At 68.4% G+C, this 12,816-nt stretch carries 13 protein-coding genes; 10 read left to right on the forward strand and 3 right to left on the reverse strand.

Annotation, left to right across the window (positions count from 1 at the left end; translation table 11 throughout):
• Positions 1–33 precede the first annotated feature (33 nt).
• The gene (hemF, locus tag AC07N1_RS13650; RefSeq protein ID WP_494672312.1) at positions 34–918 is read left to right on the forward strand and encodes an oxygen-dependent coproporphyrinogen oxidase; all 885 of its coding nucleotides are present in this window, start codon (positions 34–36) and stop codon (positions 916–918) included.
• Between the two features lie 169 nt (positions 919–1,087).
• Here the strand turns inward: hemF and AC07N1_RS13655 are convergent, their stop codons facing one another.
• The 3 genes from AC07N1_RS13655 to rlmN all read right to left on the reverse strand — a co-directional run bounded on the left by AC07N1_RS13655 (position 1,088) and on the right by rlmN (position 3,846).
• Entirely contained in the window at positions 1,088–1,930 is an 843-nt protein-coding gene (locus tag AC07N1_RS13655) for a S1 family peptidase (protein ID WP_494672313.1), read from the reverse strand.
• 28 nt (positions 1,931–1,958) lie between these two features.
• Positions 1,959–2,384 (reverse strand): DUF350 domain-containing protein, encoded by a 426-nt coding sequence (locus AC07N1_RS13660; protein ID WP_487292137.1) that lies wholly within the window; start codon positions 2,382–2,384, stop codon positions 1,959–1,961.
• A gap of 262 nt (positions 2,385–2,646) precedes the next feature.
• A complete protein-coding gene (gene rlmN / locus AC07N1_RS13665; RefSeq protein ID WP_494672314.1) occupies positions 2,647–3,846 on the reverse strand; it encodes a dual-specificity RNA methyltransferase RlmN in 1,200 nt (399 codons plus the stop codon).
• Between the two features lie 280 nt (positions 3,847–4,126).
• Here rlmN and trmD point away from each other — a divergent pair, with 280 nt between their 5' ends.
• The 9 genes from trmD (at position 4,127) to AC07N1_RS13710 (ending at position 12,759) form a co-directional block, all read left to right on the forward strand.
• Positions 4,127–4,864, forward strand: coding sequence for a tRNA (guanosine(37)-N1)-methyltransferase TrmD (trmD, locus tag AC07N1_RS13670; RefSeq protein WP_110122138.1), 738 nt, complete (start codon positions 4,127–4,129; stop codon positions 4,862–4,864).
• A 2-nt stretch (positions 4,865–4,866) separates the two neighbouring features.
• Positions 4,867–5,250, forward strand: coding sequence for a 50S ribosomal protein L19 (rplS, locus tag AC07N1_RS13675; protein ID WP_494672315.1), 384 nt, complete (start codon positions 4,867–4,869; stop codon positions 5,248–5,250).
• A 157-nt stretch (positions 5,251–5,407) separates the two neighbouring features.
• On the forward strand, positions 5,408–5,875 hold the full coding sequence (locus AC07N1_RS13680) for a hypothetical protein (RefSeq protein WP_494672316.1): 468 nt from the start codon (positions 5,408–5,410) through the stop codon (positions 5,873–5,875).
• Positions 5,876–6,261: 386 nt separating this feature from the next.
• Positions 6,262–7,695, forward strand: a complete 1,434-nt coding sequence (gene leuC / locus AC07N1_RS13685; protein ID WP_494672317.1) for a 3-isopropylmalate dehydratase large subunit — start codon at positions 6,262–6,264, stop codon at positions 7,693–7,695.
• Positions 7,692–8,618: a hypothetical protein gene (locus AC07N1_RS13690; protein WP_494672318.1), complete on the forward strand. Its 927-nt coding sequence runs from the start codon at positions 7,692–7,694 to the stop codon at positions 8,616–8,618. Before leuC ends, AC07N1_RS13690 begins: the two co-directional genes overlap by 4 nt.
• Positions 8,619–8,630: 12 nt before the next feature.
• Entirely contained in the window at positions 8,631–9,236 is a 606-nt protein-coding gene (gene leuD / locus AC07N1_RS13695; RefSeq protein WP_494672319.1) for a 3-isopropylmalate dehydratase small subunit, read from the forward strand.
• A 135-nt stretch (positions 9,237–9,371) separates the two neighbouring features.
• A complete protein-coding gene (locus AC07N1_RS13700; RefSeq protein WP_494672320.1) occupies positions 9,372–9,674 on the forward strand; it encodes a putative quinol monooxygenase in 303 nt (100 codons plus the stop codon).
• A 1-nt stretch (position 9,675) separates the two neighbouring features.
• Entirely contained in the window at positions 9,676–10,728 is a 1,053-nt protein-coding gene (gene leuB, locus AC07N1_RS13705; RefSeq protein WP_494672321.1) for a 3-isopropylmalate dehydrogenase, read from the forward strand.
• Between the two features lie 102 nt (positions 10,729–10,830).
• Positions 10,831–12,759 (forward strand): methyl-accepting chemotaxis protein, encoded by a 1,929-nt coding sequence (locus AC07N1_RS13710; RefSeq protein WP_494672322.1) that lies wholly within the window; start codon positions 10,831–10,833, stop codon positions 12,757–12,759.
• The last annotated feature ends 57 nt before the right edge of the window (positions 12,760–12,816 follow it).

Raw genomic sequence — 12,816 nt, forward strand, 5'->3', positions numbered from 1 at the left:
GCCTGGAAACGGGCTTGGGCTTAAGCCGATCTCATGACGCAACAAGCCGACACCCTTTCCGATCTCGACGCTCAGAAGGCCCGCGCCAAGGCCTGGTTCGAGAGCCTGCGCGACCAGATCTGCGCCGCCTTCGAGACGCTCGAGGACGAGGCCCCCGCCGAGCTCTACGGCGACAAGCCGGGCCGCTTCGAGCTGAAGCCGTGGGACCGTCCGGCCGGCGGCGGCGGGGTGATGGGCATGATGCACGGCCGGCTGTTCGAGAAGGTCGGGGTGCACGTCTCGACCGTGTTCGGTACCTTCCCGCCGGAAATGGCCAAGACCATGCCCGGCGCGGCCGAGGATCCGCGCTTCTTCGCCACCGGCATCAGCCTGATCGCGCACATGACCAATCCGCGCGTGCCGGCCGTGCACATGAACACCCGCTTCATCGCCACGACCAAGGGCTGGTTCGGCGGCGGCGGCGACCTGACGCCGCTGCTCGGCTACCAGCGCCAGCAGGATTTCCCGGACGCCGTCGACTTCCACGCCGCCTACCAGCGCGCCTGCGACAAGCACGATCCGGACTGGTACGCCAAGTACAAGGCCTGGTGCGACGAGTACTTCTTCCTGCCCCACCGCAACGAGCCGCGCGGCATCGGCGGCATCTTCTACGACCACCACGACAGCGGCGACTGGTCCAAGGACTTTGAATTCACGCAGGACGTCGGCCGCGCCTTCCTGGAGATCTATCCCACCCTGGTCCGCCGCCGGATGGGCGAGGCCTGGAGCGCTGACGAGCGCGAGCAGCAGCTGATCCAGCGCGGTCGCTACGTGGAGTTCAACCTGCTCTACGACCGCGGCACGATGTTCGGCCTGAAGACCGGCGGCAACGTGGAGTCGATCCTCAGCTCCATGCCGCCCGAGGTGAAGTGGCCGTAGAGGATCCTTCTCCCCTTGCGGGAGAAGGTGTCGCCGTAGGCGACGGATGAGGGGTCTCTCAGAAGTAAGACGCCGCGAAAGCTGATCAGCTGTCGCGGCGTTTTCGTATGTGCGACCCCTCACCCGACCTCCTTCGGGGGCCACCCTCTCCCGCAAGGGGAGAGGGGACTTAGACGGCCAAACACACCACCTGGGCCACGCGCAGATCCCGCCGCAGGCCGTCGGCGATGCGGCCGTAGTTGTCGGTGGTGATGGATTCGCCGGGGGCGAATTCGGGAACGCCGGTGTCGCCGCCGCGGCGGGGCGAGCGGGCGATCAGGGTGCGCAGGCTTTCGGGGGCGGTGGTGTAGATGCGGCCGCGACGCGGGGATTCCGCCACCGTCACGCCGATCACCCTTCCGGCGCTGTCGAGGGCCGGGGCGCCGGAAAGGCCGGCCAGCGTGCCCTTCAGATTGTCGGTGCGGCCGACCTCGGCCCAAACCAGCACCGGCTCGGTGCGGGCGCCGCGGCCGTGGATGACCAGGTTCTCGCGGCCGATCAGGCGCGAGGCGACCTCGCCGGCGTGGCCCTGCGGAAAGCCCGGATGGAAGGCCCGCATGCCCTTGCGCGGATCGCCGGTGTTCATCGGCATGGCCGGGGCGCCGCCCTCGGTGGTCAGTATGGCCGCGTCGAAGCGCGGATCGATGATGATCTTGGCGGCCACGCCGCGTCCGTCGGCGACCAGGATCGCGGCCGACTTGCAGCCGTCGACCACGTGGCGAGCGGTCAACCAGATGCCTTGCGTCCCCACCGAGAAGGCCGTGCCCGAGGCGGGCTCCTGCTTGTCGGGCACCTGGACGACGATCGACGGGTCGAAGGGCGAGGCGGGGCCCAGCGGCACGCCTTCCTCGCCGGGCACGGGCGGCGGCGGCGGAGGCGCGTCGGCGCGCTCCTGGCGGCCGACGGCGACCACCAGAAGGGCGGCGACCACGGCGCCGTAGACCAGCCAGTCTGGAAGCTTGGGGAAATGCACGCGCCCCGCTCCGGTTCGTCCCTCCGCCTCAGCCCGCCACGCCGGCGGCGATGATGATGGCGGTGGCCAGCTTGGCGCCGACCAGCAGGGCGGCGGCCGAGACCTCGCCCTCGTTGATCCGCTCGGGGAGGCCCTTGAGCATCATGTCGGTCAGGCGGAAGACGAGCAGCTGCAGCGCCAGTGTGGCCACGCCCCACAGCAGGATCTCGATCACCGAGGTCGAGGCCGCCAGCGAGGCGGCCAGCGGAATGGCCAGGCCCGTCAGCACCCCGCCCAGCGACACGGCGGCGGCCGCGTTGCCCTCGCGGATCAGCTTGATCTCGCGATGCGGCGTCAGGAGGATGTAGATGGCCGCCCCCGCGATCAGCATGACCATGGTCACGCCCACATGGGTCAGGGTCGTCAGCAGGCCGTTGGCGAAGGCCTGGATCTCGGGCGACTGAATCTGAGGCATGGTTACGCGCACCCCCGGGGACTGAAGGGGCAAGCTCTAACACGGGTCGGCGAGTCTTGCGTAGAGGGCTCGCCTGGGGAGTGTTCGGGGTCTTCTATATCCTCCCGTCATTCCCGCCCTTGTGGCGGGAAACCCTCTTTCAGTTGCAGGGGCGGATGGGGCGGACTGCCAGGCAGTCCGCTTGGACTTCACCTGCGAGCGGAACCAGGGGGTCCCGCCACAAGAGCGGGAATGACGGGCGGATAGGGATGTGGACGGCGATTTACGCCGCGTCGTCCGCGTCTTCTTCCAGCATCCCGGCCATGGCCGCCATCGACAGCTTGCGCAGGGCGCTGGCGCGGACCTTTTCGCTTTCGCTCTTCAGCTGGCCGCAGGCGGCCAGGATGTCGCGGCCGCGCGGGGTGCGGATCGGCGAGGAGTAGCCGGCCTTGTTGAGGATCGCCGCGAAGGTCTCGATCGCGCCCCAGTCCGAGCACTCGTACTGGCTGCCCGGCCACGGGTTGAACGGGATCAGGTTGATCTTGGCGGGGATGCCCTTGATCAGCTTCACCAGCGCGCGGGCCTCGTCGGGGCTGTCGTTGACGCCTTTCAGCATCACGTACTCGAAGGTCACGCGGCGGGCGTTGCTCAGGCCCGGATAGGCGCGGATGCCGGCCATCAGCTCGGCGATCGGGTACTTCTTGTTCAGCGGCACCAGTTCGTCGCGCAGCGGGTCGTTGGTGGCGTGCAGGCTGATGGCCAGCATGGCCTGGGTCGCCTCGCCCAGCTTGCCCAGCATCGGCACCACGCCCGAGGTCGACACCGTGATCCGGCGGCGCGAGATGCCGATGCCCTCGTTGTCGCTGATGATCTCGATGGCGTCGGCCACCTGGCCCAGATTGTAGAGCGGCTCGCCCATGCCCATGAACACGATGTTCGAGAGCAGGCGGTCTTCCTTGTCGGACGGCCACTCGTTGAGGTCGTCCTTGGCGATCTGCACCTGGGCGACGATCTCGGCGGCCGTCAGGTTGCGCACCAGGGGCTGGGTGCCGGTGTGGCAGAAGCTGCAGTTCAGCGTGCAGCCGACCTGGCTGGACACGCACAGCGCCCCGACCCGTCCGACCGAGGGAATATAGACCGTCTCGACCTCGATGCCCGGGGCCATGCGGATCAGCCACTTGCGGGTGCCGTCCTTGGAGACCTGGCGTTCGACCACTTCCGGGCGGGCGATCGTGAAGGTCTCGGTCAGGCGCGCGCGGGTTTCCTTGGCCACGTCGCTCATCTGGGAAAAGTCGGTGACGCCGCGATGGTGGATCCAGCGGAACACCTGGGTGGCGCGCATCTTGGCCTTGCCGTGCTCGACCACGCCGCTCTCCGTCAGGGCGGCGATCAGCTGCGGGCGGGTCAGGCCCGACAGGTTGACGGGCGGCTTGGCCGCGTCAGTGGTCGGCGCGACGCGGGACAGGTCGAGGGTGACGCTCAAGGGGCGGTCCGGGAAATTCGAGGAATGTGCGGGGTCGAGGCGGGGATATAGCAGATGTGGGGCGGTTTTCCAAAAAGCCCTGCGCGGCCCTTGGTCGCTTGCTCCTCCCCCGCTTGCGGGGGAGGGGGACCACGAAGTGGTGGAGGGGGCGAGGCTAGGCTCGGCGCTCCGTCACTCGCCCCCTCCGTCACGCTGCGTATCCGCAGCGCGCCACCTCCCCCGCTTCGCGAGGGAGGAGCAGGGCTTCGACAATCCCGCCATCTCCCGCTAAACCGCGCCCATGCCGTTCACCGCCACCGTCATGACCATGTTCCCCGAGGCCTTTCCCGGCCCGCTCGGCGTCTCGATGATCGGGACCGCCTGGAAGGAGGCCGACCTGTGGCGTTTGGAAACACTGGACATTCGCGCCTTTTCCAAGGATAAGCGCGGCTTCCTCGACGACACCCCCGCGGGTGGCGGCGCGGGAGCCGTATTGAAAGCGGACGTCATCGCCTCTGCGCTCGACAGCGTGGACCTGGGCGGGCGGCCGCTTTTGTACATGAGCGCCCGGGGCAGGCCCCTGACCCAGGCGCGCGTAAGGGAGTGGTCCAAGGCGCCCGGCATCGTGGTGCTGTGCGGCCGCTTCGAGGGGGTGGACCAGCGGGTGCTCGACGCCCGCGGGTTCGAGGAGGTCTCCGTCGGAGACGCGGTTCTCGCCGGTGGCGAGGCGGCGGCGATGGTGGTGATCGAGGCGTGCGTTCGATTGGCCCCGGGTGTGCTGGGGAACATCGAGAGCACGCTGGAAGAAAGCTTCGAGGACGGTCTCCTCGAGCATCCGCAGTACACGCGACCGCGGACGTTCGAAGGGCTCGACATCCCCGAGGTGCTGCTGTCGGGCGACCACAAGAAGGTCGACCAATGGCGGCGCAGCATGCGTGAAGAAACGACCCGCGAGCGGCGGCCCGATCTCTGGGAAGCGCATCTCGCCAATCAACAGGCAAAAGGCGGCCCGAAAACGGGTAAGCCCAAGGAGAAATGATCATGGCGATCAACATCGTCGCTCAGCTCGAGCAAGAAGAAGCGGCCCGTCTGCTGGCCGTCCGCGCGATCCCGGACTTCCGTCCCGGCGACACCCTGCGCGTCAACGTGAAGATCAAGGAAGGCGAGCGCGAACGCGTTCAGGCCTACGAGGGCGTCTGCATCGCCCGCGCCGGCACCGGCGTCCACGAGAGCTTCACCGTCCGCAAGATCTCGTTCGGCGAAGGCGTGGAACGTCTGTTCCCGCTGCTCTCGCCGAGCATCGAAAGCATCGAAGTCAAGCGTCGCGGCGTCGTCCGTCGCGCCAAGCTGTACTACCTGCGCGACCGTCGCGGTAAGTCGGCCCGTATCGCCGAGCGTTCGAACGTCCGCAAGGACGCCGAATAAGCCTCACCGCTTCGGCGAGGACATCGAAGGCCCCGGCGGAAACGCCGGGGCCTTTTGTTTTGGGCGCTGATACGTGATGCAACTTTGGGTGACATTTGTCACGCCCGCGCGCCTTGGATGGCGCTAGTCTGCCGCCTCGGCTGAAGGGGAGGGCGGCATGCGGCGGATGGCGAAGGCGGCGGGGCTGGCGGCGATCGCGCTGCTGGTCATGGGCGCCGCGGCGCCGCTCGGGCCGCTCTGCACCCAGGGCAAGACCCGGCTGATCGCCAAGACCGGCCGGATGGGCCTGCTGGTGAACCTCAACGAGGCGCGGCTGTGGGTGTTCGGCGGCTATGGCGGCGAGCGCCTGCGCCGGGCCGACCTCATGCCGCTGCGCAAGATCGAGGGCATGGGGTTCTACGCGCTGAAGTCCGGCCGGACGGGCGAGGACGGCCACGTCTATGTCGACCGGGACGGCGACGGGCGGATGGACGCCGGGGCCATCTACAGCACGTTCAACGGCGTCGTGATCGCCGACTGGAACTGCGACGGCAAGGGCGACCAGATGCTGGCCGAACTGAATCCGCAGCCCGTGCTCAGCCGCGAGGAATTCATGAGGCGCTACGGCAAGCGGTCGCCGACCTGACGGTCAAGCTTTGTGCGTTCGCACGCTTGTTGACATAACCGCGTTCCGGGTGCTGAATGCTTTCACCCCCGCCGCTCAGTCGACGGGCTTCCAGACCGTCTCCTTTCTAGTGGACGGCCCTCTTCAGGCGGAGCCATCGGCCCCTGGAGTGTTGAAAACGATGTCAGGGCGCGCCGACAGGTCTCTACGACCGGCGCGCCCTTAGTCGTTCCAGGAAGGGGTGTTCCGGGCGGCGCCGGTCGCGGGATCGGGCAAGAAATGTGCGCCCGCTCCGGCGATCTTCGGGCCCCCGGGGCAAGATCGGTCGTCGCTCGGCGATCACACAGCGGATTTTCGGCGCATCCACGCTTTACGCGCCACCGCTTCGGGCCTAGATGCGAGGCGCCATGACCCGCGCAACAAAGACCCTCTACGACAAGATCTGGGACGCCCACGTCGTCAGCGAAGCCGACGGCGAGGCCATCCTGTACATCGACCTGCATCTCATCCACGAGGTGACGACGCCACAGGCCTTCGCCGGCCTTCGCGCCGCGCATCGCCCCGTGCGCCGGCCCGACCGCACGCTCGCCGTGGCGGATCACAACGTGCCGACCGAGAACCAGGCCGCCGGCGTCGACGCCGTCGCCGACGAGGAGGCGCGCCTTCAGCTCCAGACGCTTGGCCGCAACGTCGCCGACAACGGGATCGAGTATTTCCCGATGGGCGACATCCGCAACGGCATCGTCCACGTGGTGGGTCCCGAGCAGGGCCGCACCCAGCCGGGCATGACCATCGTCTGCGGCGACAGCCACACCTCGACCCACGGCGCCTTCGGGGCCCTGGCCCACGGCATCGGCACCTCGGAAGTCGAGCACGTGCTGGCGACCCAGACCCTGCGCCAGAAAAAGGCCAAGAACCTGCTGGTTCGGGTGGACGGCCAGCTGGGCCCCGGCGTCACCGCCAAGGACATCGCCCTGGCCGTCATCGGCGAGATCGGCACGGCCGGCGGCACCGGCTATGTCATCGAATACGCCGGCGAGGCCGTGCGCGGCCTGACGATGGAGGGCCGCATGACCCTCTGCAACCTGACCATCGAGGGCGGCGCCAAGGCCGGCCTGGTCGCGCCCGACGAGACCACCTTCGAATACGTCATGGGCAAGCCCGCCGCGCCCAAGGGCGCGGCCTGGGACATGGCCGTGGCCCACTGGAAGACCTTCTTCACCGACGAAGGCGCCGTCTTCGACCGCACCGTCGTCATCGACGGCTCGGCCCTCGTGCCGATGGTCACCTGGGGCACGTCCCCTGAGGACGTCATTCCGGTGACCGGCAACGTGCCCGAGCCCGAAAGCTTCGGCACGGCCGACAAGCGCGCCGCCGCCCACCGGGCCCTCGAATATATGGGCCTGACCGCCGGCCAGCCGATCTCGGAAGCCAGGATCGATCGGGTCTTCATCGGCTCATGCACCAACAGCCGCATCGAGGACATGCGCGCCGCCGCCGCCGTGGTGCAGGAAGCCTTCCTGCACGGCCGCCTCGTGGCGCCGCACGTCAAGGCGATGGTCGTGCCGGGCTCGGGCCTGGTGAAGGAACAGGCCGAGGCCGAAGGCCTGGACGCCATCTTCAAGGCTTCGGGCTTCGACTGGCGCGAGCCGGGCTGCTCGATGTGCCTGGGGATGAACCCCGACCGCCTCGAGCCGGGCGAGCGCTGCGCCTCGACCAGCAACCGCAACTTCGAAGGCCGTCAGGGCCGCGGCGGCCGCACTCACCTGGTCTCGCCGGCCATGGCGGCGGCGGCGGCGATCGCCGGCCATCTGGTCGACGTGCGGACCCTGCTGTCGTGAGCCTGCTGCTCGCCCTGGCGGCGGCCTCGACCTTCGCCGCGCCGCTCGACCTGCCTCAGACGACGCAGGTCGAGATGGTCGTGGTCAAGAGCCGCGAGGACGTCCGCGACGGCAAGGCCGGCTCGCCGATCAGCGGCAGGACGGTCTATCTCAAGACGATCGAGACCCAGGGCGACGGCTATCGCGTGACGCTGAAGCCGATGTCGACCGAACTGCCCAAGACCGGTTCGGCTGAGGCCCAGGCCAAGCTGCAGACCGCGCTGGCCGGCATGATGTCGCGGTCCTACGTCTACACGGCCGACGAAAGCCTTTCGCCGATCGCCATCGAGGACTGGCCGGCCGCGGTGGCCGAGCTGACCAAGGCGCTCCAGGCCGTGGCGGGCGACGACCCGAACGTGGCCAAGGCGCTGAACGCGGCGATGGGCATGTTCACCCGCATGACGCCCGAGCAGGCGGCCGCCACCATGCTCAAGGAAGACGGCCTGCTGACCGTGCCGGTGAACATCGAGCTGGAGACCGGCAAGTCGCTGGCCTACGACGACGAGATCGCCAGCCCGTTCGGCGGCGGGGCGATCAAGGCCAAGGGCGCCATCTCGATCGAGAAGATCGACGAGGCGCGCGGCGTCGGCGTGGTGCGCTGGAGCCGGACCCTGGATCCGGAGTCGACCACGGCGATGATCGCCAAGGTGATCGAGGCCATGACCGCCCAGATGGGTCCCGAGGCGCAGAAGCCCGAGATGAAGGCGATGTTCGCCAAGATGAAGTTCGAGAACACCAGCGGCTGTCTCTACGAGATCGACCTGAAGATCGGCCTGCCGCTCAAGGCCGACTGCGAGAGCAAGACCGTGTTTTCCGATCCGAGCACCGGCCAGCTGAACGGCCGCACCGAACGCTGGGCCATCACCCAGACCCTGAAGAACTAGGAGAGGCGCGAGATGCAGCCCTTCACCCGTCTCGACGGCCGTGCGGCCCCGCTTTCGCTGGCCAATATCGACACCGACCAGATCATCCCCAAGCAGTTCCTGAAGACCGTCGAGCGCGAGGGTCTGGGCAAGGGCCTGTTCTTCGACTTCCGCTTCGATCCGGCGGGGAACTCGATCGACGACTTCGTACTGAACCGGCCGGAGTACAAGGGCTCGTCGGTGCTGATCGCCGGCGACAACTTCGGCTGCGGCTCCTCGCGCGAGCACGCCCCGTGGGCGCTGATGGACTTCGGCATCCTGTGCGTGATCTCGACCAGCTTCGCCGACATCTTCAACAACAACTGCTTCAACAACGGCCTGCTGCCGGTGGTGCTGGCGCCCGACGAGGTCTCGCTCCTGATGGACGAGGCCAAGGGCGGCAACCACATGGTCAGCATCGACCTGGAAGCCCAGACGGTGATCTCGCCCTCGGGCAAGACCTTCGGCTTCCAGATCGATCCGGTGCGCAAGCAGAAGATGCTCAAGGGCCTGGACGCCATCGGCGAGACCCTGCAGCACGCGACCGACATCGACGTGTTCGAAAGCAAGCGCGCCATCGGCCAGCCCTGGCTGGAGTAGGCGATCGCAAAAACGTGCGTCATCCCGGCCGCAGCGTAGCGGAGAGCCGGGACCCAGGAGCCGGCGCAGTGCAGTGGCCCCTAGGTCCCGGATCGGCTACGCCGTCCGGGATGACGACGTTTTAGAGCGGTAATCATGACCCTGATCCTCGCCGGCACCATCCGCATCGCGCCCGAGCGCCTGGCGGATCTGCGCCCACACCTGGCCGCCCAGGTGGCCGGATCGCGCGGCGAGCCGGGATGCCTGGACTACGCCCTCTCCGAGGATCCGCTCGATCCGGGCCTGATCCGGGTCTACGAGCACTTCACCGACGAAGCGGCGCTGGCCTTCCATCGCGCTTCGCCGCATATGGCCGCGTGGCGCGCGGCTTGCGCCGAGCTCGGCGTGCACGAGCGCCGCATGTCCTCCTTCGACGTTTCCGCCTATCGAGAGATCTGAAATGGCCAAGCTCCTCCTGCTCCCCGGCGACGGCATCGGTCCGGAAGTCTGCGCCGAGGTGCGCCGCGTCGCGGCCGCGCTCACGCCGGACCTGGTGGTCGAGGAAGCCATCTACGGCGGCGCCAGCTACGACGCGCACGGCACGCCGCTGACCGACGAGGTGCGCGATCGCGCCCTGGCCAGCGACGCGGTGCTGATGGGCGCGGTCGGTGGTCCCAAGTGGGCCGACGCCCCGCGCCACCTGCGCCCCGAGGCCGGCCTGCTGAACCTGCGCAAGGCCATGAACGTCTACGCCAACCTGCGCCCGGCCTACTGCTTCGAGGCCCTGGCCGGCGCGTCCAGCCTGAAGACCGAACTGGTCTCGGGCCTGGACATCATGTTCGTGCGCGAGCTGGTCGGCGGCGTCTATTTCGGCGAGCCGCGCGGCATCGAGACCCTGCCCGACGGCCAGAAGAAGGGCTTCGACACCGCCCTCTACACGACCAGCGAGATCGAGCGCGCCGGGCGCGTGGCCTTCGAACTGGCCCGCGGCCGCAAGAACAAGGTCCACTCGGCCGAGAAGTCCAACGTCATGGAGTCGGGCCTGCTGTGGAAGCAGGTAATCACCGAGCTGCACAAGCGCGAGTATCCGGACGTCGAGCTGGAGCACATCCTGGCCGACAACTGCGCCATGCAGCTGGTGCGCGCGCCCAAGCAGTTCGACGTCATCGTCACCGACAACCTGTTCGGCGACATCCTGTCGGACGCGGCCGCCATGCTGACCGGCTCGCTGGGCATGCTGCCTTCGGCCGCCATCGGCGACCCGAACAAGCCGGGCCTCTACGAGCCGATCCACGGCTCGGCGCCCGACATCGCCGGCAAGGGCCTGGCCAATCCGCTGGCCGCCATCCTGTCGTTCGAGATGGCCCTGCGCTGGTCGCTGAAGGAAGTCGAAGCCGCCGATCGTCTGCTGGCGGCGGTCAAGGCTGCTCTGGATTCGGGCGCCCGTACCCGTGATCTCGGAGGTGAACTTACGACTGTTCAGATGGGTGATGCGGTTCTTTGTCGCATATAGATTTCTGATATAGCGTTGTTATTCACGCATTTTGCAATCTGTGCTTAAGTTTTATCGCCCAGTTCCTCACCTTATCAAATGATGGGTCGAGGGCTGGGCGAGATGCGTTTCAACGACTTGAAGATTTCGGCGAAGCTGGGCTTGGCGTTCAGCGCGCTGATCATCGCTTTCATCGCCTCGTCGGCGGTGGTGTTCACCAGCCTGCAGCGCATCGAGAGCGCCGCCGTCTCCAGCCAGCGCAGCCAGGCCCTGGCCACCGACGCCCAGTCGGTGATGAACCTTGTGCTGGAACAGCAGAACGCCCTGCGGGCCTACGCCCTGCTCGGCGACACCGACTTCGCCCAGACCTACAAGGACAACGCGGCCCAGTTCGACAAGGCGCTGGACGCCTTCGAGGCCAAGACCACCGTCGCCGAGCAGAAGGCCCGCATCCAGCGCCTGCGCGGAGCGATGGGCGACTGGCGCACGACGATCGCCGATCCGGTCCTGACGGCCATGGCCAACGATCCGGTGATGGGTCGCGTCACCGCCGGCGAGCTGACGGGCCGCAAGAGCCTGACGCAGATCCGCGCCGTGCAGCAGGAGCTGACCGCCGCGGCCGGCGAGCGCGTGGCGCTGCGGGCCAAGGAAATGAAGTCGGCCATGGACACCGCCATCCTGTCGCTGGTGCTCGGCGGCGTCGTCGCCCTGGCCATCGCCGGGGTGATGGGCTGGATGCTGTCGGCCACCGTCGGCGCTTCGGTGGCGGCCATGACGGCCGCCATGCGCCGCCTGGCCGGCGGCGACAACAGCATCGAAGTCCCGGCCGTCGGCCGCAAGGACGAGGTCGGCCAGATGGCCGACGCGGTGCTCAGCTTCAAGGACGCCGCCATCCACAAGCTGCGCCTCGAAGGCGAGGCCGTCGAGCAGCGTCGCCTGACCGAGAGCGAGCGCGCCCGCACCGAGGCTGAAAAGGCCGCCAAGGCCCAGGAAGACGCCGTCGCCGTGGCCGCCCTGGCCGAAGCCCTGGATCACCTGTCGAACGGCGATCTGACCTTCCGCATCACCGCCCGCTTCGCGGCGGAAACCGAACAGCTGAAGACCGACTTCAACGCCGCCGTCGCTCGCCTGGAAGAGGCCATGCGCGGCATCAACGGCGCGGCCGGCGGCATCCGCGCCGGTTCGGAAGAGATCGCCCAGGCCTCCGACGACCTGTCGCGCCGCACAGAGCAGCAGGCCGCCAGCCTGGAAGAGACCGCCGCCGCCCTCGACGAGATCACCGCCACCGTCCGCAAGACCGCGACCGGCGCCAAGGAAGTCTCGGGCCTCGTGGCCGACGCCCGCGCCGGCGCCGAGCGCTCTGGCCGGATCGTCGATCAGGCCGTCAGCGCCATGGCCGGCATCGAGCAGTCCTCGGGCCAGATCGGCAACATCATCGGCGTGATCGACGAGATCGCCTTCCAGACCAACCTCCTGGCCCTGAACGCCGGCGTCGAAGCCGCCCGCGCCGGTGACGCCGGCAAGGGCTTCGCGGTCGTGGCCCAGGAAGTGCGGGCCCTGGCCCAGCGCTCGGCCGAAGCGGCCAAGGAGATCAAGGGCCTGATCTCGACCTCGACCCAGCAGGTCGGTTCGGGCGTGTCCCTGGTCGGCCAGACCGGCGAGGCCCTGCGCGCCATCGTCAGCCAGGTGGCCAGCATCGACGCCCTGGTCGGCGAGATCGCCGCCAGCGCCCAGGAGCAATCCACCGGCCTGCACCAGGTCAATGTGGCGGTGAACCAGATGGACCAGGTCGTCCAGCAGAACGCCGCCATGGTGGAAGAAGCCACCGCCGCCACCCACTCGCTGAAGGGCGAGGCCGGCGAACTGGCCGTGCAGGTCGGCCGCTTCAAGGTCACAGGCGGCGCGACGATGGCCTCGGCCCCCCGCGCGGCCTCTCCCGCCTCGCGCCCGTCGGCCAGCCCGGCCCGCGCCGCCCAGGCCCGCGCCGCCGCCTTCGCCAGCCAAGGCTCGGCCGCCCTGAAGGTCGAAGCCGACACCTGGGAAGAATTCTAAGCCTCCTTCTCCCCTTGCGGGAGAAGGTGTCGGCGCCAGCCGACGGATGAGGGGTCT

It is taken from the genome of Caulobacter sp. GW821-FHT09B11 (genome assembly GCF_059418205.1).

Bases quoted from the DNA above. Each gene is read 5' to 3' on its own strand.
- hemF (WP_494672312.1), top strand. From the start codon at position 34: ATGACGCAACAAGCCGACACCCTTTCCGATCTCGACGCTCAGAAGGCC.
- AC07N1_RS13660 (WP_487292137.1), bottom strand. From the start codon at position 2,384: ATGCCTCAGATTCAGTCGCCCGAGATCCAGGCCTTCGCCAACGGCCTG.
- trmD (WP_110122138.1), top strand. From the start codon at position 4,127: ATGCCGTTCACCGCCACCGTCATGACCATGTTCCCCGAGGCCTTTCCC.
- rplS (WP_494672315.1), top strand. From the start codon at position 4,867: ATGGCGATCAACATCGTCGCTCAGCTCGAGCAAGAAGAAGCGGCCCGT.
- AC07N1_RS13680 (WP_494672316.1), top strand. From the start codon at position 5,408: ATGCGGCGGATGGCGAAGGCGGCGGGGCTGGCGGCGATCGCGCTGCTG.
- leuC (WP_494672317.1), top strand. From the start codon at position 6,262: ATGACCCGCGCAACAAAGACCCTCTACGACAAGATCTGGGACGCCCAC.
- leuD (WP_494672319.1), top strand. From the start codon at position 8,631: ATGCAGCCCTTCACCCGTCTCGACGGCCGTGCGGCCCCGCTTTCGCTG.
- AC07N1_RS13700 (WP_494672320.1), top strand. From the start codon at position 9,372: ATGACCCTGATCCTCGCCGGCACCATCCGCATCGCGCCCGAGCGCCTG.
- leuB (WP_494672321.1), top strand. From the start codon at position 9,676: ATGGCCAAGCTCCTCCTGCTCCCCGGCGACGGCATCGGTCCGGAAGTC.
- AC07N1_RS13710 (WP_494672322.1), top strand. From the start codon at position 10,831: ATGCGTTTCAACGACTTGAAGATTTCGGCGAAGCTGGGCTTGGCGTTC.